The sequence below is a fragment of the Pseudoalteromonas sp. T1lg65 genome, from assembly GCF_051930985.1.
GTDB lineage: Bacteria > Pseudomonadota > Gammaproteobacteria > Enterobacterales > Alteromonadaceae > Pseudoalteromonas.
This window is the reverse complement of sequence record NZ_CP196837.1, coordinates 590,322-612,981: the sequence shown is the minus strand read 5'-3', so window position 1 is coordinate 612,981 and position 22,660 is coordinate 590,322. Positions and strand designations below refer to the sequence as shown.

The window sequence follows — 22,660 nt, the reverse complement described above, 5'->3', positions numbered from 1 at the left end:
CTATCAAAGCGTTTCTTATCTAGATAAGAAACTCCTCCGAGCTCTCGTCACTTTCTTCAAGGTCACTAACACTCTCAAAACCAGCTAAATCAGTTGCACTGCAGTGCAGTAAGATTTCTCGAAGCGCAGACATATATTCCAGCAACAACTGCTGAGCCTGCTGCTGCGGCATTATTTCGGGGTTAAATGTGACGGATAACTGGAACTGTGCATCGCTCACCGCAGCTGTAATATTCGCCAGTGCGTTCAATTTCTGCTTGCTCGAAAACGAAGATCCCCGTTCTTCACTTGCTGGTGCAAAACCACCGCTTTGTTCAAGGGTTGCATCGAACTGACCTAAGTAATTGAAATAAATGCGCTGTGACTCTGGCAAACTATCCAAACTACGCAAGGCATCATCTCTGAGCATTTCGGTCAATAAGCCATAGCCAATACCATGATTTGGAATCGCACGATATTGCTCTTTGATTGCTTTAAGCACATCCCCTGTAGAAGATGCCTCAGTACAATCCAGTACCAAGGGATATAAAGACGTAAACCAACCCACCGTTTCAGTGATGTCCAAGGTATCGAATAACTCTTCGCGACCATGCCCTTCTAACTCAACCCTGATACAGTCTTGCTTGATCCACTTCTGTGCAGCCAAGGCCAATGCTGCCAATAACACTTCGTTGATTTCTGTGCGATAAACATGACCCACATCGTTTAACAGCAGTTGGGTTTCGGTTACGGTTAATGACTCGCTCAGCACGACTCGGGAAGCCACACTTTGCGAGCTATTCACGTCAAACTTAATCTGCGGATAAGGCTTAACGAGCTGTTCTAACCAATATTGCTTTTCTTGCCCGAGTGCGGGGGAATGTACCAATTCACTTAATGCCAACGCCCACTGCTGCAGCGAAGAAGTTTTTTCTCCAAGAGATACCGGTTTGGCATTGAGAAGCTGTTCGAAGCCATTCTCTAAATCTCTGAGCATCACTCGCCAAGATACGGCATCCACCACTAGGTGATGAGCAACAATAAAGACCCGCTTTTGTTGATTGCCTAAATCAAAGTAAGCCACTTTAAACAAACTGCCTTGATCTAACCTAAAGCTCCCCTGTAAGGCGCTACATGTTTCGGTTAGCTTGGTACTGCTCACAGACTTGGGCAAAGCTGAGAAGTCATAAAACATGATGCTTTGCTGGATAAGTTCATCTGTTAATGGTGCAAATTCCCCGTGTGTCATATCTTCGCTTATACGTAACCTAAGGGCGTCATGACGGTGATACAGCGCACTGAGTAACTCAACCAAGTGATCGGGCTGTAATGAATTAGCGGCACTTAACAACACAGATTGGTTGAAGTGATGATTGTCTTCGATAGGTAATTGTAAGAATCGCGACTGTATTGGCAGCAACGGCATACTACCCGTTACCTCCCCTTGCTCTGCAACATACTTTGCTTGTTGCTGCACCACGGTTGCCAGTGTTCGTACGGTTTGATTATCAAAAATATCTCTGACTGCGAAGTACAACCCTTGTTTACGAGCTCTGGAAACAATTTGGATTGAGATAATAGAATCGCCACCAAGCGCAAAGTAATTATCATCAATACCGACTTTTTCCACATTCAGTAGCTGCTGCCAGATATCACATAATGTTTGTTCAATCTCATTCGAAGCAGCAATAAACTCCTCTTTGCTTAGCTGCACTTCATCCGCTTTAGGTAACGCTCGCACATCAACTTTGCCATTGGTAGTCAATGGCATAGCCGAAATAAACACGTACTGTGTCGGTACCATGTAACTTGGTAGTACTTTGCTCAGTGCTTGTTGGGCGATGTTTGCACGCTCAGCTTGCAGAATTTGCTCTTGGACAACATCACGATCGCTAGGAACAACATAGGCAACCAATTTTTCTGTTGGTTCAGCCACTTTGATCACAATGGTTTCATTGACTCCATCAACATCAAGTAGTTGACGTTCAATTTCTCTGAGTTCAATTCGGTAACCATGTAACTTTATTTGATCGTCATTACGACCTAAGAATTCTAGTGAACCGTCACTTAGCCAACGAGCCTGATCACCACTGCGGTATAACTTGGCACTCAACTGAGTATCAAAAGGGTTGGTAATAAACTTCTCTTTGCTTAACTGTGCATTATTCGCGTACCCAATTGCTACACCTGCACCACCAATGTAAAGTTCACCTTGGAATAACGGCGGTAAGACCTGTAAATTGTTATCCAAAACATATAGCTGAGTGTTGCTAATTGCCTGCCCAATTGACACATTTTCTCGTTCAATTGCTGAATCAGGGTAGATAAATAACGTGCTACATCCCACCACGGTTTCTGTCGGGCCATACTCATTGACAAATACAGCGTTAGGAGTTAAACGTTGTTGCCATGTCACAAGTGTTGATTTAGTTAATTGCTCTCCACCCACCACGATAACATGCTCGCCTTGGGCATTGATGTCTTCTTCGTAAGCAAGCGACAACGCATTTAAATGCGCAGGCGTAATTTTGAATAAATACGCGTTTTGTGGATCAAATAAGTAGTCACTCAATTGCTCCAATACATCACTATCAGTTGCTAATAATGTCACTGACATCCCCGCAACCAACGGCGTCAATAGACTCGTAATTGTGGCATCAAAGCATAGCGGTGAACTAACCACTGAGCCCACAAGCTGCTTATTGAGGTAATGTTTTTCCGCGTATTGTAGGTAGTTAACCAAGCCACTATTTTTGATCTGTACGCCTTTTGGCTTACCCGTCGTACCTGAAGTGTAAAGTACGTACATTTCATGCTCGCCCAACGAAGTGGCATGACAAGGGTTACTACTTGTAAACTCTTCAAGCCATTGCGGATCGCTGAACGCGTCTTCAAGCAGCATGACATCTACTAAGTTAAGCTTTAGCTTTTCCAATAAACTAGAGCGTGTGAGAACAAGCTCAATCTGCGAGTCTTCGATAATGTACTCGACTCGACTGGCAGGATGATCTGGTTCCAGCGGCACATATGATGCTCCCGCTTTGTTTATCGCTAATATCGCAAGCACCATTTCTGGGCTGCGTTCTAAATAAATACCAACTCTGTCTCCTGCGTGGACATCCGTATCAACTAAATATTCGGCTAACTGATTTGCTTTGGCATTGAGTTCGGCATAGCTAATAATTTGCTCTTTAAACTTAATTGCAGGGGCGTTTGGTGTCTGTTCTACTTGCGCTTCAAACAATTTTGCAAAACTAATGTCATTGGAAAACGCAATAAAATCCCCTTGTCCATGAACGAGCATTTTTTGCGCATCGTGCTCAGTGATCACGCCGATTTGCTCGGCCGCAGTATCTGCATCTCGTAGTACATTTAATAACAGAGCTTCATACGCCTGTACTAAAGCACCTATCGAAGTGCTAGCAAACAGATCTGTTCTGTAAATCCAACGGATAGCTAACTCACCTGAAGGTAGCTCTCTAGCACTGACCTCTAACTCTGATTTGCTGGTTGTTTGTGGCTGTTGCAACTCATTAATTTGCAAACCTTCGAGCTGTAAATCTTGCGATTCGGTATTATTGAGCGAGAAAACCACCTGAAAAATGGGATCATGCGCAAGGTTTCGGACCGGATTTAGCTCTTCCACCAATAAATCGAAAGGGATCAGTTGATTATCAAATGCTTCTAAAATCATTTGCTTGTTACGTTGTAATAACTCAGCAAAAGGCTCATGGGGTTGCAGCTGGGTGCGCAGCACTAGACTGTTAACAAAACAACCAATCAGCGACTCCGTATTCTGATGGAAACGTCCCGCTATTGGCGTACCTACGACAATATCTGATGTTTCGCTATAACGGCTAAGCAATAAGCTGAATACGGTTTGTAGCAACATAAAACGAGTAACTCTATGCGTTTTACAAAATGCATCTACTTGCGCCATGGTCGAACTAGATAAATGCTGTAATTCAACAGCTCCAGCAAAGCTCTGCTTGGCGGGTCTTGGCTTATCAAGCGGTAATGAATGTACCGCTGGTATATCTCGTAGTTGAGACTTCCAATAGGCCATTTGCTGCTCTGCGGCTTCGCTTGCCAACAGCGTTTGTTGCCAATGCGCAAAATCTGAGTACTGCACTGTTGGCATAGGTAATGGATTTTCTGCAGCGCTCAAATGAGCTTGATAAAGCGTAGTAAACTCTTTAACCAATAACCCCATCGACCAGCCGTCAGAAGCGATATGATGCATATTAAAAATTGCCACATATTCATCATTTCCAATACTAACTAACTCGACCCTGAACAACTTGTCTTTGCTTAAATCGAAGCAAGTCATGGCGTTGTGTTTTGCAATGGAAAGTAGCTGTCGTGTTTGTTCTGGCTCCGATATGCCAACTAATGAGCTGTACTTTATGGCGGGTGTAAGGTCATCGCTCACTACTAAAGTTAGCGCTTCGTCATCTGTAACAAACTGCGTCCTTAACACCTGATGCCGTTCAATGACCTGAGTCAGAGATGATTCAAACGCCTGACGGTTTAAGTTGCCACGAATACTAAACATGCCACTCATGTTAAATTGAGCACTGCCATTTTCTAAGCTATCGATAAAGAACAGTCTCTTCTGGGCGTACGACGGTATTAGTGGAGCGCCAGCTTCGGCCGGTAATAACTCAGGTAAAGCGGTATTTTCAGATGCTAGATCTTCACTCATGAACTTGGCAAGCTTGGCAATTGTTGGCTGTTCGAACAGTGCCTTTAGCGGAACTTCGCTACCCAGCTCTTTACGGATCACTGAAATTAACCGCGTTGCTAAAATCGAATGTCCGCCTAATTCAAAGAAGCTGTCAAATACACCAATATCTTGATGATTGAGCACTGTGGCCCAAATGTCGAAAAGCCGTTGCTCAAGTTCAGTTCTGGGCAACACACGCTCTTTATTTATAGCCGCATCAGGCAAAGCTCGTTTATCTAGCTTTCCGTTTGCAGTTAACGGAATTTGCTCCAAGAACTGGATAGAATCCGGTACCATATATTCTGGCAGTTTAGTTCTTAATTGCTCAGTGACTTTGCTCAATAACAGCTGAGCTTCTTCGCCCTGCAGTTCTTCAGCTGAAAGCTGATTTGTCACCGCATAAGCCAGTAAGCGTTGTTCTTTTACAATTGCAACAGCATTAGTAATGGCTTGTTCTTCTAAAATACAGGCAACGACTTCACCAAGCTCTATACGAAACCCACGTAACTTTATTTGATCATCACTGCGACCAAGATAAACCAAATTACCTTCAGTATCGAAACGCACCACATCGCCGGTGTTGTACATGGTCGCAAATGCATCGGATGGTGCATACGGATTAGCGACAAATTTTTCAGCTGTTAGTTCAGGCAAATTTACATACCCATTCGTCACACAAGGACCAGCAACATAAAGCTCGCCAACCATGCCTTGAGGTACCGGCGTATTTGATTTGTCCAACACCAATAACATGGTGTTATCCATCGCTTTGCCAATAGGAACACTGCCCGAACCATTAAAATGGTGAATGGGGAACAATGCACAACCAACCACGGCTTCGGATGGGCCGTAGTGATTATAAAAAATACCTTGTGGGAAATACTTATGAAGTTGAGTAACTACTTCATAAGTAAGTTGTTCACCACCAATGACAAACACATGTGGTTGCTTGGCTTCAAAGCTTTCGGGTAACAGGTCTAGGAGTCCAGCCACATGCAGCGGTGTCATACGAATGAGATAATGTTTAGCCTGATGCTGAGTAAGCTTTGTCACGGCATGTGCTAATTCTTCTCCCCAAGGCAGTAACTCTACACAATGTCCATGCATCAAAGGAAGAAACAATGCCGGTATTGAAATATCAAAACCATGAGATGTCACCACCAACGAACCATCTAGTTCCTGAGAGTAATAATGTTCACTCGCGTAAGCACAATAATCGCTTAGGCCACGATGTGGTACCGAAACCCCTTTTGGTACTCCGGTCGAGCCTGAGGTATAAATAACATAAGCTTCAGCATCAAGATCGGTGTACTTGGGAGCCAATCCTGTATGATCGTCATAACCATCTAGCCAATTCGGCTCTGCATGCTCCTCAATCGTAATTACATCTATGCCTTGTAGCGGCAATTGTGCCATTAATGACGGCTGGACTAAGACCAGTTCTATACCAGCATCATTGATGATATGTAATAATCTCTGCTCAGTATTTCTTGGTTCTAGCATCACATAGGCAGCACCCGTTTTTAGGATAGCTAACGTTGAAATAAGCATCTCAGTGGTGCGTTCAAAATACACCCCTACTCGCTCTTCGGGTTCGATCCCTTGCTCTTCTAAAAAGCTCGCTAGTTTAGCGACTCGAGTGCTGAGTTGTGCGTAGGTAAGGCTACTATGTCCATCATCTATGGCAATCGCATCTGGGTTCTGTAAGGCTTGTTGTGCCATACGAGCCAAAATATTGTGGTCACGATTGTCCCCTGACAATTGCCCCATACCGAGTGTCACTAAGGCACTCACTTCGTCCTGCTGTAACACATTTAATTGCGCTACCGGTTTACTTGCATCAGCTTCTGCAAGTTGTTCAATAATTGCAGCTAAGCGCAGTTGCAACTGCTTGATTTGAGCCTCGCTAAACCTCGCGTCGTTGTACAACAAACGTAATACTAACGACTCACCAAACGCAGCAGTCAACGATATATCGTAGTTATTCTGAGAATGTGCACCAATATCTTTGACCTGCATCCCAATACGACTGGCAGTATCGCCGTTGGCTAATGCTTGCTCAACTGGGTAGTTGTCAAAAACGATAATGTTGTTAAATAAGCTGCCTGCTTTCAACGCACTACATTTTTGCACATCGGATAACGACAGGTAGCCAAATTCTGTACTGTGCAAATTAGCTTGATGTAATTGTTCAAGCAGCTCAGCAATAGTCAGCTCTGGTGTAAAACGGCTTACGACAGGAATGGTATTAATAAAAATACCTATCATTCTCTCAATATGCGGCAACTCTGGCGGTCGACCTGAAATCGTGGAGCCCATAGTGATCACTGACTCACCACTATATAAATGCAACAGATAACTCCACACTGCTTGAACAACAGTATTCATCGTAGTTTGCTGACTTCTCGCTAACTTCACCAAACGCTCTAGTTGCGAACCTTTGATGGTGACAAAGCATTCTTTGTGCTGTGAAACTTGCTCGTCATTAATCCGCTGCTCAATGCCAAACGTCGTGGTGTGTCCAACATCACCAAGCTGCGCCTGCCAATACTCCAAAGCTTGTTGCTTGTCTTGTCGATTTAACCACTCTATGTAGGCGTCAAGTGGCACCGGCTCTGGTAAATTCGCAGCTCTTCCTTGTAAAAGCGCTTGATAAATTTCCATGACTTCTGCAAAAACAATTGAAGAACACCAGCCATCAGAAATCACATGATGGCGCGTCCAACTGAAATGGTATTGTTGGCTATCAAGCTTAAAAATAGCCAATCTAAATAAAGGCGCAGTAGCAAAATTGAAACCCGTTTTCATATCTTTGCCGTGGAACTTATCCAATTCCTGTTGCTGCTGTGCTTCACTGAGCGTCGTCCAGTCCTGATAGTCGAAAGAGAGCGTTGCCTTGCTTTGAACGAGTTGATGAATATGCTCTTGATCAAAACCGATAAAACAAGTGCGATAAATCTCATGGCGGTCAATCATAGTTTGCCAAGCTTGTTTAAAAAGGGTCAGGTTTAACTCTCCAACAAATGTACAGTAGGTGTTAGAGATATAAGAGCTATTATCTAACATCCCATGAAACAACAAACCTTGCTGCATCGGCGTTGTTAGCATCACTTTATCCATCAATGGATATTGAGACTGCAATTGTGACAAGGCGTTATCGTCTAGCTTCGCAAGTGGGAAATCTGCACTGCTGAAACGCTTTCCTTTTGACATCATTTGCAAAATTGCGTCTTTATGCTGCTTAAGCGATTGCATTAACTCAGGTGTCATTTGCTTATTTGGGTCAACAAGCTTAAGTTTGCCGTCATTGACCCCGAGTACCACCCCCAAAGACTTCAACTGGCTAAGTAACTGCTGAATACTCATATTTCGATTCCCTCTTCCAAATCCACATTGTCTGTAGCAAATAGACTCTCAGCTGATTCAAACAGCGCTGTTTCATCGTTCACTTGTGAACAAAGCTGCAGAACCTGCTCTAAAGCTGCTTTATAGTTGTCAGCGAACTGCTGTAGTGGCGTCAATTGACCAAGGTAACTGACTCTGACTGAAAGCTTGCCAGCCTGCACCATAGCCACAATGTTGAGGTTTTTGCGTGCCAGTGGATCGCCCTCAAGCGTACCAACAGGCTCGGATACCATTTTAAATCCAGCATGTTGCTCAGCAGTGTTGTCTAATTGACCTAAGTAATTGAATAGCAGTGCATGTTCATTAAGCTGTGTGGTCAGCGTTTGGAAATCTGCATCTTTACCATAAGTACAAAGCAAGCTATAACCGAACCCATTCATTGGAACATCTCGATAAGTACGCTTGGTTTTTGCAACCAATGCTTCCAAATCAACATCTGAAGAGGTACGTAAAACCAAAGGATAAATGCTGGTGAACCAGCCAACGGTATCTGTTACATCAGGCAATCCAGCAAAGGCTTCTCGTCCGTGACTTTCCAGTTCCACACAAACATTTTCACTGTCGTAGGTGTTGCTATAAGCACGGACCAGGGCTGCCAGTAACAGTTCGTTTATCTGAGTTCTAAATGCTTTATTAGCATCACCTAGCAGCTGTGTAGTATTCTCTTCGGATAATTCAAAGTGCACACTTTGCATATCGTCAGCCACAGCAGTTTGCCCCGCAGGCGCTTTGAACTGGCTTGACAAGCTGTCTTTCCAGTAAGGTAGTTGGGACTGGATCTCTGGCTGCTGAGCAAGATCTTCTAACTTATTGCTCCATGCTTGCAGTGAAGCAGTTTTAGCGGCCAATTCAATGGACAGCCCCTGAGATACGCGCTGATAAGCAGACTCGAGATCTGCTGCGATAATTCGCCATGATACGCCATCAACAACAAGGTGATGGGCAAGCAATAACAAACGACCGTCGCTATCTGAATAGCGGAAGTAAATAGCTTTAAATAACGGTGCTTGGTCTAACACAAACGCGCTTTGTAGCTGCTGCGCTATTTTTTCCATCTCAGCTTGCTGAAGCTCAGGTGAGATTGTCGTTAAGTCATAACTAAGCGTAGCCTGTTGCAATAAAGTCTCTGATACCGGGTTATATTTACCCTGCCACTGTCCATCATGAAGTACAAATGATAAGCGTAAGCCGTCATGACGCTTGAATAAGGCACGTAAAATCTCCACTAAGCTTTGTGCATTAAACTCAGCAGGTGTACTCAATAGTAACGCTTGATTGTAATGATGTTTATTGTCAAATTGACGAGCAAAGAAGCGCTGCTGTACTGGCAGTAATGCTTGGCTGCCAACGCAATCAGATTGATCAATACTTTCCATTACCATACTTTCTACCGCATGCGCTAAGTCGCTAACAATTGGTGTCGCGAATAACTGTTTAACGGTCACTACCAAGCCTTCACGCTTGGCTTTTGAAGCAACTTGGATAGCAACAATTGAATCACCACCGAGGTGGAAAAAGTTGTCACTGCGACCTACTTTTTCAACCGGGAGAACGCTTTGTAGTATTTGACATAGTTGTGCTTCTATTGCGGTTTCTGGCGCCTGATACTGCGCAGTTTCAAACGCTTGGACATCCGGTTCGAGTAGTGCTTTTCTATCAAGTTTGCCATTTAATGATGTTGGTAATGTATCAACAAATACGTATTGCTGAGGCTGCATATACTCAGCAACCATGCCTTGTAACATTTGCTTTATTTGCGCGTTAGCAGCACTTTCATTTTGGGCAAGTTCAGGTGCGACAAGATACGCGATTAAACGTTGCGACTGACCGTTATCAAATACTTTTACTGCTGCCTGATTGATACCTTGCATTGTTGACAACGCGGTCTCAATCTCACCGAGCTCAATACGGTAGCCGTTGTATTTCACTAGGCCGTCGGTTCTTCCAACATACTCAATTAACCCCTCTTTATTCCAACGAACTCTATCTCCAGTGCGATACATTTTGTAACTGGAATGAGTAAAGTGATTGTCGATAAAGCTGGCTGCGGTCTGCTCAGGTAGATTGAGGTACCCCTTGGCAACACAGACGCCACTAACCAATAATTCTCCTGTTGCACCAATTGGACTCAAGTTATTTTGTGCATCCACTACATAGACTTGCGTGTTTGCCATTGGGCGGCCAATAGGAGTAACTCCACTATGAACAGGGGCATCAAAATCAACACGATAAATGCAACATCCAACCACAGCTTCCGTAGGTCCATAATGGTTAAAGTAGTGCGCATTTGGATAGTGCTTGCGCAGCTGCAATAACACCTCTAGCTCGAGTGCTTCACCTCCGATTACAAAGGTTGGAGTCGCATCAGAAATAAACTCATCCGATAAGGTTGTTAGGTAACCTTTAACATGAGTTGGCGTCATTCGAACCAATGCCGCAGGATTAGTGACTAAGGCTGTTTGTAACTGTCCCACCTCTTCGCCCCACGGTAATAAATACACTTGCTGACCTGTAAGCAGAGGTAGATACAAACTAGGGATTGTGATGTCAAAGCCATGGGAGGTAACAACAATAGAACCATTTGCCACTCCCTGATAGTAATCGCTGAGCGCAAATTCACAGTAGTCCAACAGTCCCGCATGAGCGATCTCAACTCCTTTTGGTAACCCTGTGGAACCTGAGGTATAAATCACATACGCCGTATCTGAAAGATCAATACTTGGTAATGTCTCGTCCGCATCGGCGTAATCCTCAAACCAATCCGATTCAAGGCAGTCATCAATCAGCAAAGTGTCTAAGCCGGCTAGCGGCACACGTTCAAGGCTTGAAGAATGAAGAAGAATCAATTCCATGCCAGTGTCGTGCAAAATATGCTGCAATCTTTCACCGGTATTTCTTGGATCAATTGGCACATAGGCAGCCCCTGACATCAAAACCCCCAAAATAGACACCAGCATTTCAGGACTTCGCTCTACGTAAATCCCGACATAGTTGCCATGACCAATTTCCATTTCTTGCAGGTACGCAGCTAGGCGTATACTCTTTTCAAGTAGCTGTTGATAATTCAGCGTCACTTGCGCATCTGCTATTGCTATGGCATCCGGATTTTTCTGCGCTTGTTCAACGATCAAAGCAACCACATCTTTACCACAGCTAGGCAGGTGCTTACCGTGCTGCCAATGTGCTAACAGAGCTGTTTCGTCCGGTGAGATAAGGCTTTGTGCAAAGTGATTAGCATTTATGTCAGTAAGCAGCCTTACCACCACGCTCTCGTAGTAGTCCGCCACGCGCGCAATAAAGTCGGCATTAAATAACCCCGTGTCGTACTTAATCACCATGGTGATGGAGTCTGTATCGTGGGCTCGAGAAAATTCAGTCTGAAAATTAAAGTTTGTTTGCTCAAAACCCGTTGCGTTAAGCAATTCCAGTTCAGAGCTCGAATCATCGAGGATGTCGCTGTAAATATGAAAGTGTGTATAGTTAAAGGTAACTTCAGAGTAATCTTGTCCAGTTAGCTTTTGCACATTAGAAAGCGGGAAATGACGATGCCGCTGACTGTTCATTAGCAACTCGTGAACCTGCAAAATATAATCTTTCCAACTGCCCTGCGATAGCTCTAGCTTCAATGGCAACAAGTTAAGAAATAAACCGAGTCCTTTATCTGCATTTGCTACTTCAGGACGGCCGTGGTTAGACACGCAACTTAGGGCAGCTTGGTTACCGCTCAACTCAGAAATCACTTTAAAGTGAATTGCTAGTAATAAGCTTTTCACTGAGACACCGACTTGTTGCGCAAGCTTGAGTAAACTTTGTGAGTGGTCGATAAACGTGTTTTTTTCAAATAGCGCTATTTCGCCACTTTTAACACTCGACTGAGTGGGTAACTGATTAAGCGGTACTTCATCAAGCATTTCACTAAAGAAAGTATGGGCCGCTTCACTGTTCAACGCATTTTGCTCTAAAGAGATAAAATCTCTAAACAGCCAATTAGCTTCTACCTGAGGTAATGCCTGTCCGGCCAAAAGTAGCTGATAGTTTTCATAGAGATCAGTAGTTAAAGCTGCGCGACTCCACCCATCTAACAGCGAATGGTGAAAACTTAAACAAAATTCAAAACTATCTTGGCCACGCAGAAACACAACGACCTCAAATAATGGTCCTTGCACCCAGTCAAATTCACGAGTGAGTGTCAGTTCAATCCACTCCTGTAGTTTTTCATCTTGTTCATTGACAGAAAGAGCCGATACGTCGAAGACTTTTAATGGTACAGCGCTGTGTTTATGAACGACCTGAAGGGGAACATCACGATCTAACAAAAAGCCCGTTCTTAAAATAGGATGCTTATCTACCATCGCAGAGACGGCACTTCGAAACGCCGCTTCTTGCCATTGATATTTCACATGGTTTGTGAAGATATCATGGTAGACCCCTTTGTGGTCATCAGCCTGACTATGAAATACCATACCCAATTGCAACGAAGACATCGGATAAGCATCTTGATAAAGAGTGTTTAATGCTTGCTTTTCTTGCTCGTTTACCAAAGCGAAAGGCGCTAATTCTGTCACCTCTTGGACTGAGTTATCGCTACTTTCAAGGTACTCGGAAAGAGAAGCAACCGTTTGATAGGTGAAGATGTCTTGCACATCAATTTGCACCCCGTTTGATTTGAGCTGCGCAACGATTTGCAGTGAAAAGATGGAATCACCGCCCAACGAGAAGTAGTTGTCATTGATCCCCACTCTCTCACAACACAATACGCTTTCCCACGCTTGACACAGCTGTTGCTGTAATGACGTGGTTGGTGCCACATAAGGCGCACGTTTGATTGCATCAGTGTCTATTTGTTGCAGGTGTTTTTTATCAATTTTGCCGTTGTTCGTCAGTGGCATTGTATCGAGTACAGCAACCAGGCTCGGTACCATATATTCAGGCAGATGGGGAGCTATTGCTGATTGGATCTGCGCTTGAGCGTGCTCCTGCTGTAATGCCTTGCCAACGACAAATGCCACCAGCTGCTTGGCATCATCGGCGATGTCTTTTGCTAACACACAAACAGACTCGACTTCGTCTAACGCCTGAATATGACTTTCAATTTCAGTTAACTCAATGCGATAACCACGAATTTTTATTTGCTCGTCAATACGACCAAAAAAGTTTAACTCACCGCTTCCATTATGATAGGCAAAATCGCCAGTACGGTATGCTACGGTTTTTTTGCCACCCGCTAACTCAAGCTGCACAAAGCTTTTTTCCGTAAGTTCCGGCATCGCCAGATATCCTAGTGCGACACCGTGACCGCAAATATACAGCTCTCCTATTTGGAAAGGCGCTACTTGACGGCCTTGCTCATCGAGGATCAGTAGCTCAGTGTTATCAATAGCAGAACCAATAGAAAGTCCGCCAACATGCTCAGAATCGTAATAACACTCTGCAACACAACAACCTACGGTCGCCTCTGTAGGGCCATATTCGTTGAAAATCCGTACTTCTGAAAATGCTGAAAGCGGCTTGAGGTCACTGTTATGTAATTCTTCACCACCTAAAATTACACATCCCAAATTCAGCGCTTTTTGTTCTGAAAACCAAGGGTTTAAAGCTTTAAGGTGAGAAGGTGTTAGTTTTAGCAATGCTTTATCGGTACGAGCTTGTAAACTCTTCTTAATACCATTCAACGCATCGTCACCATCAACCAGATAGACTTCCTTACCACTGTAAAGCGGCCCGAGTAAACCAGTCACGGTCAAATCAAAACTGATGGCCGTTGCGACTATGGCATAGTCAACATCTTCTAAGTATTTGTTTTTACTCCAGGTAAGATAGTGACGTAGGTTGCTGTGACTGACTTCTACACCCTTTGGTTTACCGGTAGAACCTGAAGTAAACAACACATATGCCACACTGTCAGCCGCTACTTCAACATCAGCAACAATGGTAGATTGTGCTTCACCTATTACCAAAGATAGTTGGGTTGGCACCTGAGCGTTTAGCTCAGGCCAAGTCACTTCCGTTTCGATTAGTAACTGACAATGTTCGAGGATAGATAATGCACGTTGTGCCGGCGTTTGTGGATCAATGGGCACATAAGCCGCTCCAACGCGAAGCACCGCCAAAATACTAACTAATAACGCTCGCTGTCTTGGCAACGCAATAGCGACTCTATCGCCCGCTTTAACACCACATTCAACTAACTGATTAACGGTGTCATTTACAGCTAATTGCAGTTGCTGATAAGTCATCGTTCCTTGCACATCACTTAGTGCTATTTGGTCAGGGCTTTCTGCTGCTCTCTGCTGCACGGCTTGATGAAGGAAAGGTTGGGTTGATGTTGGAAAAGTTTCACCGACTGAAATGGCGCTGACAGCTTGTTCAGGACATAATGTCATGTCTGTAATGAAATTAGATTGTTTTTTGTGATTAAGAACCGTTACTAGGCCCGTTAACAAAGCCTGCACCTGTGCCGCTTCAATAGACGCACCAAAATAACAAACTAGCTCCGATTGCTGTGCCTGCTCCACAACCATCAAGTGCAAACTATTCGCACTCACTGTTCGGGCTAAAGATGCAAACTCAAAGCTGACTTCATCGCCTTTAACCTGAACAGGTTTCTCAAGTAACTCAACCGATAACCTTGCTGATAGACTCTCAATTTGAGTTTCCGGTGCACTGAGTTGATTCAACGCGAGCAACTCTAACTCACTTGTGACCTTGTCTAACAACAAGCCAAAGCTACTTTGCTCATCGGGCTGTATTGCCAAAGGGAGTGTTAGCGCGTAAGGTCCAAAGCCAGCCATGAAATCCTCAGTCAACCTACCGCTTTGCTGAATACAAACCGATTGATTGAATACAGCTGAGAGCTTATATTTCGCAATCAACAGGGAAGTAAGAATTTCGTTGATTGAAGCACCTTGAGGTAAAGTCTGACGAGCACAGTCAGCATCATTTTTCGCTATTGAGTACTCTGATTGACGCGTTTCAACTTTATTTGTTCGTTCTTGCCAAAACGCCAGACCATCTTTATCTTCTTCAACAAACTCATCTTGCCAATCAGAAAAATCAACGTACTGCAGTGGTTCTTCGCATTGCACTTCCCCATTAAGATATAACTCTGCTAATTCACTGAACAACTTGTTCATAGTCAAACTATCGACCAGTGCTCGCGATGCACTCACAACCAATTTGCTGGTTTGTGCATCTGACTGGAACAGTTGGAAGCTCAGTAATTCTGCATTGTCAATGTGCTCAGCTACACCTTGAAACTCAACGCTATCGCTAATCACTTGGCATAGCTCTAGAAAACCTTCGACTTGAATAAACTGCGTCCGAAGTATTTCATGGTGATGCAACAATGAAACAATGGCGCTTTCTAATCTAGATACATCCAGTTCACCACGGATCCGAATACTCGCGATAAGTCTCTGCTGACCTGCAAACGCCTCCCCATGAGCCAGGAGTGCACGCTGCTGACGAGATAGTTTAAATATGTTGTTATTGTTGTTTTCGTTACTATTCATATCAGAAATCCTAATCTTATCGCTTACTTTCCAAAGTGCTATCAAAGCTGGTAAGTTCGCCAAAGCAAACCAATATTTTTCTCTCTCCCTCGTATGCGCTTCGAGCATGCGCGGCCAGGATATTGTCAACCAAGGCCAAGTCGCCTTTCTGCCAATCAAAAATCACTTGGTTTTGCTGGTACAAGTCGAGAATGTTGAGCATTACTTCGGCAGGGATCTCACTACCATCACCAAAAAAGCAATGACGAGGAAAACGGCCATCTGGATGGAGCTGTAATAAGGCTTTTTGTGCATCATCAGATAGACACGAAAAGTGGAAATGTTGTGCTTGGTTGATCCAACTCCATTCACCTGAAATTGGGTGCTGCCATACCGCTGGACGACGTGCTTTGGTTACTAAGGTGTCATTCTCTTCCCACTCAAATTCCATTCTTTGTGCGGCACATTGACGTTCCACTTCTTCTTTGCTGTCAGTTTTAAAGATGGTTTTCCAGCTCAAGCCAATGGTATTTTCACTGCCATACCGACGCACATACATCACGCCTTTCTCGATAAACTGCTGACGAATTTCAGGAGCGAGCTGTTGATAAATAATTCGAGAATCTACAAGTGGTGTTTGTCCTCCAGATTGAGCCGGTGTATGACAAGCAAAAATCGCTTTTTTTGGCCACTCATAGTTGAAAGTATTCTCGTTATGCCAAAGCAAAAATTTACGACTAGGATACTCAACAGGAACCTGTACTATACCGCTGTCATCTACTGGCCGGTGTTCTGTATTTTGCTTATGAATAGATGACATCACTTGCTCAGCAAAGCGCTGTACTTTCTCGGCACTATCTAATTCAAAGCCACGAAACAAAATAGCACCATGTTCAATGAGCTTTTCTTGCACTAACGTGTGGTTTTGAGCAAGCCAGCTGTGTATATCAACGGCCGGCGTTGATTGCTTTATCAGACATGGAAGGACTCCCTCAGCAAACGATTGCGGAACCAAAGACTGACTTATCGCTTTTCGCTCTCTACCTTTAATAGGTCGAAGACCGCTTTTTTGCACAGTTTTTAACACTTCTGCACTCATAGTAAACTTCTCCAATTTTCCTTATTCGGTATCGACTCACGCCAAATTTTTTGCTTCTCGACGTCTAATTTTTTTCACGCTCTTATTTAACAACTCAGACTTATTACGCTGTTGTTTTTGCTTTTCTTGTTCAATGACCTGATCACAAATAGACTGCAGTGTTGGTGTTTTCTTAGTGCCGAGTAGTGTCAAAATGGCAGTGAAACGCGCCGCTAATCTAGCCGCTGTGTGTTGGTTAAACAACGCCGTGTTGTAGACAAACATCGCCTGTAGCTTTTCAGGGTACTCAATAATCCCTAGCGTCAATTCGCATCTTGCCGGTTGATTTTCCAACTCTTCCACATACATATTCCAGCCGGACTCCGCTCGTTGATAGTTAGGTGCATGGTCCATAAACAGTTTCGCTTGGAAAAGGGGTGAGTATTTAGCATTTCTTGGAATGCCTAGTTTTCTAACTAAGTGATCAAAAGGCACATCCTGATTGGCAAACGCTTCTATCGTGCTTTGTTTAATCGCGGCAAGGTTGTCTTCAATGCTCCGAGCAAACTGTAGCTGGTTACGCAGTACGATTTGGTTGGTGAAGAAGCCGATAACATCCTCTACATCTTGATGAATACGCCCCGATACATCGGTTCCGATAACTACATCGGAGGTTCCAGTTTCCATTGCCAACAATACGTTGTAGACACTGAGCATCAGCATATAAGTAGACAGCCCCTGTTCGGCAGCTAACGCCTTAACATTTGCGAATAACTTTTCGTCTATTACAAATTCCTGCTTCGCACCAACAAAGGTTTGTTTTTCAGGGTAGGTAAAGTCGACGGGCAAGTTACTAAATCCAGAAATCCCCGTTAGTTTGTTTTGCCAGTATTTGAGCTGGCTATCAATCGCTCCTGAATCAATGAGTTCTCGTTGCCAGTGTGCAAAATCACGGTATTGAACGCCCGATTTAGGAGCCACCGCTGGTTCTGAATGCTGCGCCAATTCGGTATAAGTATTCTGAATATCCTCCAGCCACAGACGCTTTGACCAACCATCTATAACGATATGGTGAATATTAAGCAGTAGCGTGTAATGTTGAGCATTGAGCTGATAAAGCTCAACCATCCATAGCGGCCCTTGATACATATCAAATTTATGCTGCATCATGCGTTCACTTTGGTGCTGCAAATGCCTTTGCTGTTGCTCTGGTGTTTGAGTCGATAGATCAAAAAATGGCAAATCTGAAACCATTTGTGCTTTCGCATGCAACAAAATACGGCCTTGTTGCTCAGTAAAATAGGTTCTAAACGCTTCGTGCTTACCCTCTACCAACCTCAATGCCTTCAATAAGCGGTCAGTGTCCACATCGCCTTCAATGTGAACTAAAGACACCATGTTATACAGCCCATTGGCATTATTTACTCGCTCTGATAGCCACAGACTTTGCTGGTTAATAGAAGCTTGTACAAACTCTGGTGTATCTTCTGGATTAAGTGGAGGCAGTGAAGGTTGTTGATCCGTAGAGCATATTTTTGCCGCCATTTTCTCAAGAGTTGAATGCGTAAACAGCGCTTCCATTCCTAGACGTATAGCAAATTGCTTGTGAATTTTTCCCTGCAAACTGATCGCCAATAAGGAGTGACCACCAAGCTGGAAAAAGTCATCATATCTAGATATCTCTATTTGCTTATCCAACACTTGCATCCAAATTTGTGCAAGCTGGCTTTCTACTTCACCTTGCGGTAATGCAAATTCAATGGCTGCGCGTGTGTCATCAAGTGCAGGTAGTGCCTTTTTATCGACCTTACCATTTGGCGTTAACGGTAACTGATCCATCACCACAAAGTGCGTCGGTACCATATAAGCAGGTAAAGCAGCCTGAGTCGCTTGCTGTAAATAGGTGGCGTCAAGAGTAGCTTTAGGAGTTTGAGGTTGCGGCGTAACATAAGCAACCAGCTGACTACTCTCATTATCTCCTTGCACAACTACAACCGCATGATGGACCAAAGCTAAATTGGTCAGGAAAACTTCAATTTCTCCTAATTCGATTCTGAAGCCATTAACCTTTACTTGCTCATCTTGACGGCCAACAAATTGAAACTTATCGCGTCCCAGATAGCGTACATAATCACCGGTTCGATAACTCCTGCCAGCACTACCGGCCACAAAATTCAAGTTAATAAAACGTTCAGCAGTGAGATCTGGCCTTTGGTAATAACCTTGCGTTACCCCATCGCCACCAATGACTAGTTCTCCGATAACACCTTTTGGGACTAGCTGCTGATGCTTATCAACGACATAACACTGAGTATTGGCGACCACCCCACCGATATTGATGTCGCGTTCTGTTACCTGTCGGATCGCTGACCAAACCGTGGTCTCCGTTGGTCCATACATGTTGTACATGGCACCACCAAGTATCGGAAGTACTCGCTGTACCATCGCCGCAGGCAAAGCTTCTCCACCAACACACAACACCTCTAACTGCGCCAACGCCTGTTGACCTGCTGCAGTTTGCTCCCAACCTGTTAAAAATGACGGTGTACACTGCAAGTGAGTGACCTTGTTACTTAGGATGGCTTGCTGTGGATCCCATTCTCGACTGAGTGTTTGTCGTAACAGCTGTTGCTGTGCAACATATTGCGCAAACTGTGCTTTGACTTCACAGATAAACGGTAGATGGGTAATCACGGTTTCAGTATCAATACCGAAGTCTATCAAACAAGCGATTTCATTAACGCCTATTGCATGAACGGCTTTCAGCAAACTCATGCAATGTTCTGGCGTGCCAAACAAGCCGCTTGATTGATAAAAGCGCTGGAATCCCATTTCGATAATAGTATCTCGGTCATTCTCAATATCTAACCCCGCTTCTTTTGCCATCGGGGCCAACAAATTAATTGAATGTTCGAGATATTTTTTAAACGGTTGTTCAACTATATTGCGAACTTGCTCCGCATCAGCCCCCATAAAGGTGTGAAGCATCAAGGCTACTTTTCCGCCATCAGGGTCTAAACCTACAGACTTTCTCGCTTCGCGATACACCGCTATTTTTTCAGCTAAAGCTTCGGGAGTTTGACCAAGTAAGTGAGTCAGTACGTTTGCGCCGGATTTTCCAGCCAACTCAAATGTATGAGGAGACCCAGCTGCCGTGATCCAAGTCGTTAGTGTGTCTTGAACGGGGGTTGGATGTACTTTTACCGCAATCTCCTTACCAACCCCATTGACTCTTGAAATGGTGCCACCCTGCCATAACTGATGCAGCTGTTCGATCTGTCGATTCATTTTGGCGTGCCGTTGTTCGTAATCACTCGGCATCAACACAAAGTCATTAGGGTGCCAGCCAGACGCCAATGACATCTCAACTCGGCCTTTGGACAAGTTATCAACCATTGACCATTCTTCGGCAACTCGGATCACATCATGTAGAGGCAACACCACACTGCCGGAACGAACTTTGATATTTTTGGTGATGGCAGCGACAGCTGCTGCTGCTACAGATGGGTTTGGAAACTGATCTCCAAAATTAGAAAAGTGACGCTCAGGCACCCACACCGCGGCTAAATCATTTTGGTCAGCAAACTCCGCTCCGCCAAGCAGCAGGTCATATTTGGTTCCTGCGGCTTTAGCTTCTTCTGCTGCAAAATAAAACAGACTAAATTCAAGCGCTTCGTTGTTAGTGCTAGCTGCAACTGGTGCGGGCCTATCTGGCATTAATACGACTTCATTGCCTCGGCTTAAATTCCAAAGCAACTCCAATACCGAAATATCAAAACTGATACTCGTTACCGCCAACCAACGACTTGGTTGTGCGGTTTGTAGAAACTTTTCATCTAGTGCCGCGAAAAAGTTCTGCACGTTTTGATGAGATACCATGACTCCTTTAGGCTTGCCTGTCGAGCCAGACGTGTAAATCATATATGCAAGATCAGTAGGCTTTTGAGCATCGTTCTCAGGTATTGAGTCGGTATATAAACTAGCGCCGTTGAATGTCCCATCATGTAACTTTGTGACGTTAAGGCCATGCCGAATTGGCAACAAGGGAGCCGTTAAGTTTGAAGCCAAAACCATTTTCACTTGAGCATGCTCAAGCACGTAATTAATTCGGTTTAACGGGTACGCGGGGTCAACAGGCACATAATGCGCTCCAGCTTTTAGCGTGGCAAGCATCGCCACTACCATGTCAACAGAGCGTTCAACAACAATCCCTACAGCAGTTCCAGAAGTCACTCCTTGATTGCGTAGATAATGTGCTAACCGGTTCGCTTGCGCTTGCAACTCGGCATAACAGACCAATTTATCCTCGAAAACCAGTGCTGTACGCTCTGGAAATTGCTTGGCAATACTGTCTATTTGGTGCTGTAACGGCATCGCATTTGGATACGCAACTTGTTGCCCCGCCATTTCTTGAATAAGTTCACGCTGCTCTTGCGCCGACATAAGTTGCAATTGAGCAATTGTTTTGCCAGATTGAGACAAGATTTGTGACAACAAGTGCACATAATGGCGAAGCAACTGCTGGACGGTGTCACGTTTAAATAGCCCCGAATTGTATTCACAACGTAACACGATACCATTCTCTGTTGGTGTGGCATTTAGGGTAATTTCGACCTTAGTTTTTACTTGCTGTTCTTCTAGTGCAATTAAGGAAAACTCAGCGTTAGCCAAATCACTTTGCTGCGTGTTATCCATACTAAACATGATTTGAAACAGCGGAGGAAATGCAGTATCTCGATTCACTTTTAGGGAATCGAGTAAATGTGCAAAAGTGACAGAGCTATTCGACTGAGCTTGTAAATTCACCTCTTTGACTTGGCTTACAAACTCACTGAAGGTCATTTCTTCCTGACAGTCCGTTCTCAATACTAATGTATTGATAAATAAGCCTATCAAAGATTCCAACTCTGCTTGCTCGCGATTAGCGAATGGGGTACCGACCACAATGTCGTTGTTACCTGTATATTTATGAAGTAGAACACTAAACGCGGCGTGAAGTAATACGAATAAGGAACACCCGTTTTTACTCGCCAAAGCTGTTAATGCTTCGCTCATCTCTTGGCTAATCTCAGCACTAACTACCGCCCCCTCAAATTGCTGGCTTGCAGGTCTAGGAAAGTCGAGTGGAAAGTCATGAACTGTTGGTAAATTTTCCAACTGAGTTTGCCAATAAGACAACTGTGCTTGATAACGTTCGTCATCAGCCTGTTGTTCAACGAACCTGGCATAGTCACTGTAACGGAGTGGCAATTCTTCTAAGCTTACTGGCCTATTTGCGATTAAATCTGAGTAAATCTGTAAGAATTCACTCAATAAAATGTGAACCGACCAACCATCACCAGCAATATGGTGAAGGTTACACAGCAACACACCTTCGGTATCAGTAAGCTTTACAAAGCTTGCTCGAAATAAGGGGGCTTGTTGCAAATCAAATTGATATTCAACTTCGCTACTTCGCAGCTCCGCCACTTTGCTTTGTTGTTGTTCCTGTGGCAAAGAAGTAAGGTCGTAGTAGGCTAAATTCCAATCTACATCCGACACGGTTTGTGTAACCTGTTCATCGCGTAAATTGAAATGAGTTCTTAAGGGTTCATGACGTTGAATAACATGCTGAAAAGCTTGCTCTGCGACAGAAATAATAAAAGTGCCTTCGACGCGCAACGCACCTACTAAGTTATAATGCGCACTACCGTTGTTAAGCTTATCGACAAACCAAAATTGTTTTTGAGTCGGTGTTAACGCGAACTCAGAAACCGCTTCAGTATACCGTGTGACTTTTGCCCGCACGGTATTGTTGATTTCGTTCTGCTGCTCAGAAAGGTAACAAACAAGCGCCTCTTTATTATTAATTATCAGTGACTTAATTTCATTTGTAATCGCTTCAGGAGGCGCTTCACTTCGCAACTTACCATCAACAACAGACAATACGATCCCTGACTGATATAACTGAGTAATCAGCCTTCTTATTTCAAGTTTGTTCAT

Annotated in this window: 4 protein-coding genes; all 4 read right to left on the bottom strand. The window is 44.1% G+C overall.

The features are described from left to right. Positions 1–19: 19 nt before the first annotated feature. From ACSLBF_RS02670 to ACSLBF_RS02655, 4 genes are read right to left on the bottom strand one after another with little or no spacing between them, the layout of a single operon-like run. Complete coding sequence (locus ACSLBF_RS02670) at positions 20–8,071, bottom strand: amino acid adenylation domain-containing protein (protein WP_440055080.1); 8,052 nt, start codon at positions 8,069–8,071, stop codon at positions 20–22. Then, positions 8,068–15,621, bottom strand: coding sequence for an amino acid adenylation domain-containing protein (locus ACSLBF_RS02665; RefSeq protein ID WP_440055079.1), 7,554 nt, complete (start codon positions 15,619–15,621; stop codon positions 8,068–8,070). Before ACSLBF_RS02665 ends, ACSLBF_RS02670 begins: the two co-directional genes overlap by 4 nt. A 16-nt stretch (positions 15,622–15,637) precedes the next feature. Continuing rightward, a complete protein-coding gene (locus ACSLBF_RS02660; protein WP_440055078.1) occupies positions 15,638–16,699 on the bottom strand; it encodes a TauD/TfdA family dioxygenase in 1,062 nt (353 codons plus the stop codon). Between the two features lie 36 nt (positions 16,700–16,735). Beyond that, the gene (locus ACSLBF_RS02655) at positions 16,736–22,660 is read right to left on the bottom strand and encodes a MupA/Atu3671 family FMN-dependent luciferase-like monooxygenase (RefSeq protein WP_440055077.1); all 5,925 of its coding nucleotides are present in this window, start codon (positions 22,658–22,660) and stop codon (positions 16,736–16,738) included.

Bases quoted from the DNA above. Each gene is read 5' to 3' on its own strand.
- ACSLBF_RS02670 (WP_440055080.1), bottom strand. From the start codon at position 8,071: ATGAGTATTCAGCAGTTACTTAGCCAGTTGAAGTCTTTGGGGGTGGTA.
- ACSLBF_RS02665 (WP_440055079.1), bottom strand. From the start codon at position 15,621: ATGAATAGTAACGAAAACAACAATAACAACATATTTAAACTATCTCGT.
- ACSLBF_RS02660 (WP_440055078.1), bottom strand. From the start codon at position 16,699: ATGAGTGCAGAAGTGTTAAAAACTGTGCAAAAAAGCGGTCTTCGACCT.
- ACSLBF_RS02655 (WP_440055077.1), bottom strand. From the start codon at position 22,660: ATGAACAAACTTGAAATAAGAAGGCTGATTACTCAGTTATATCAGTCA.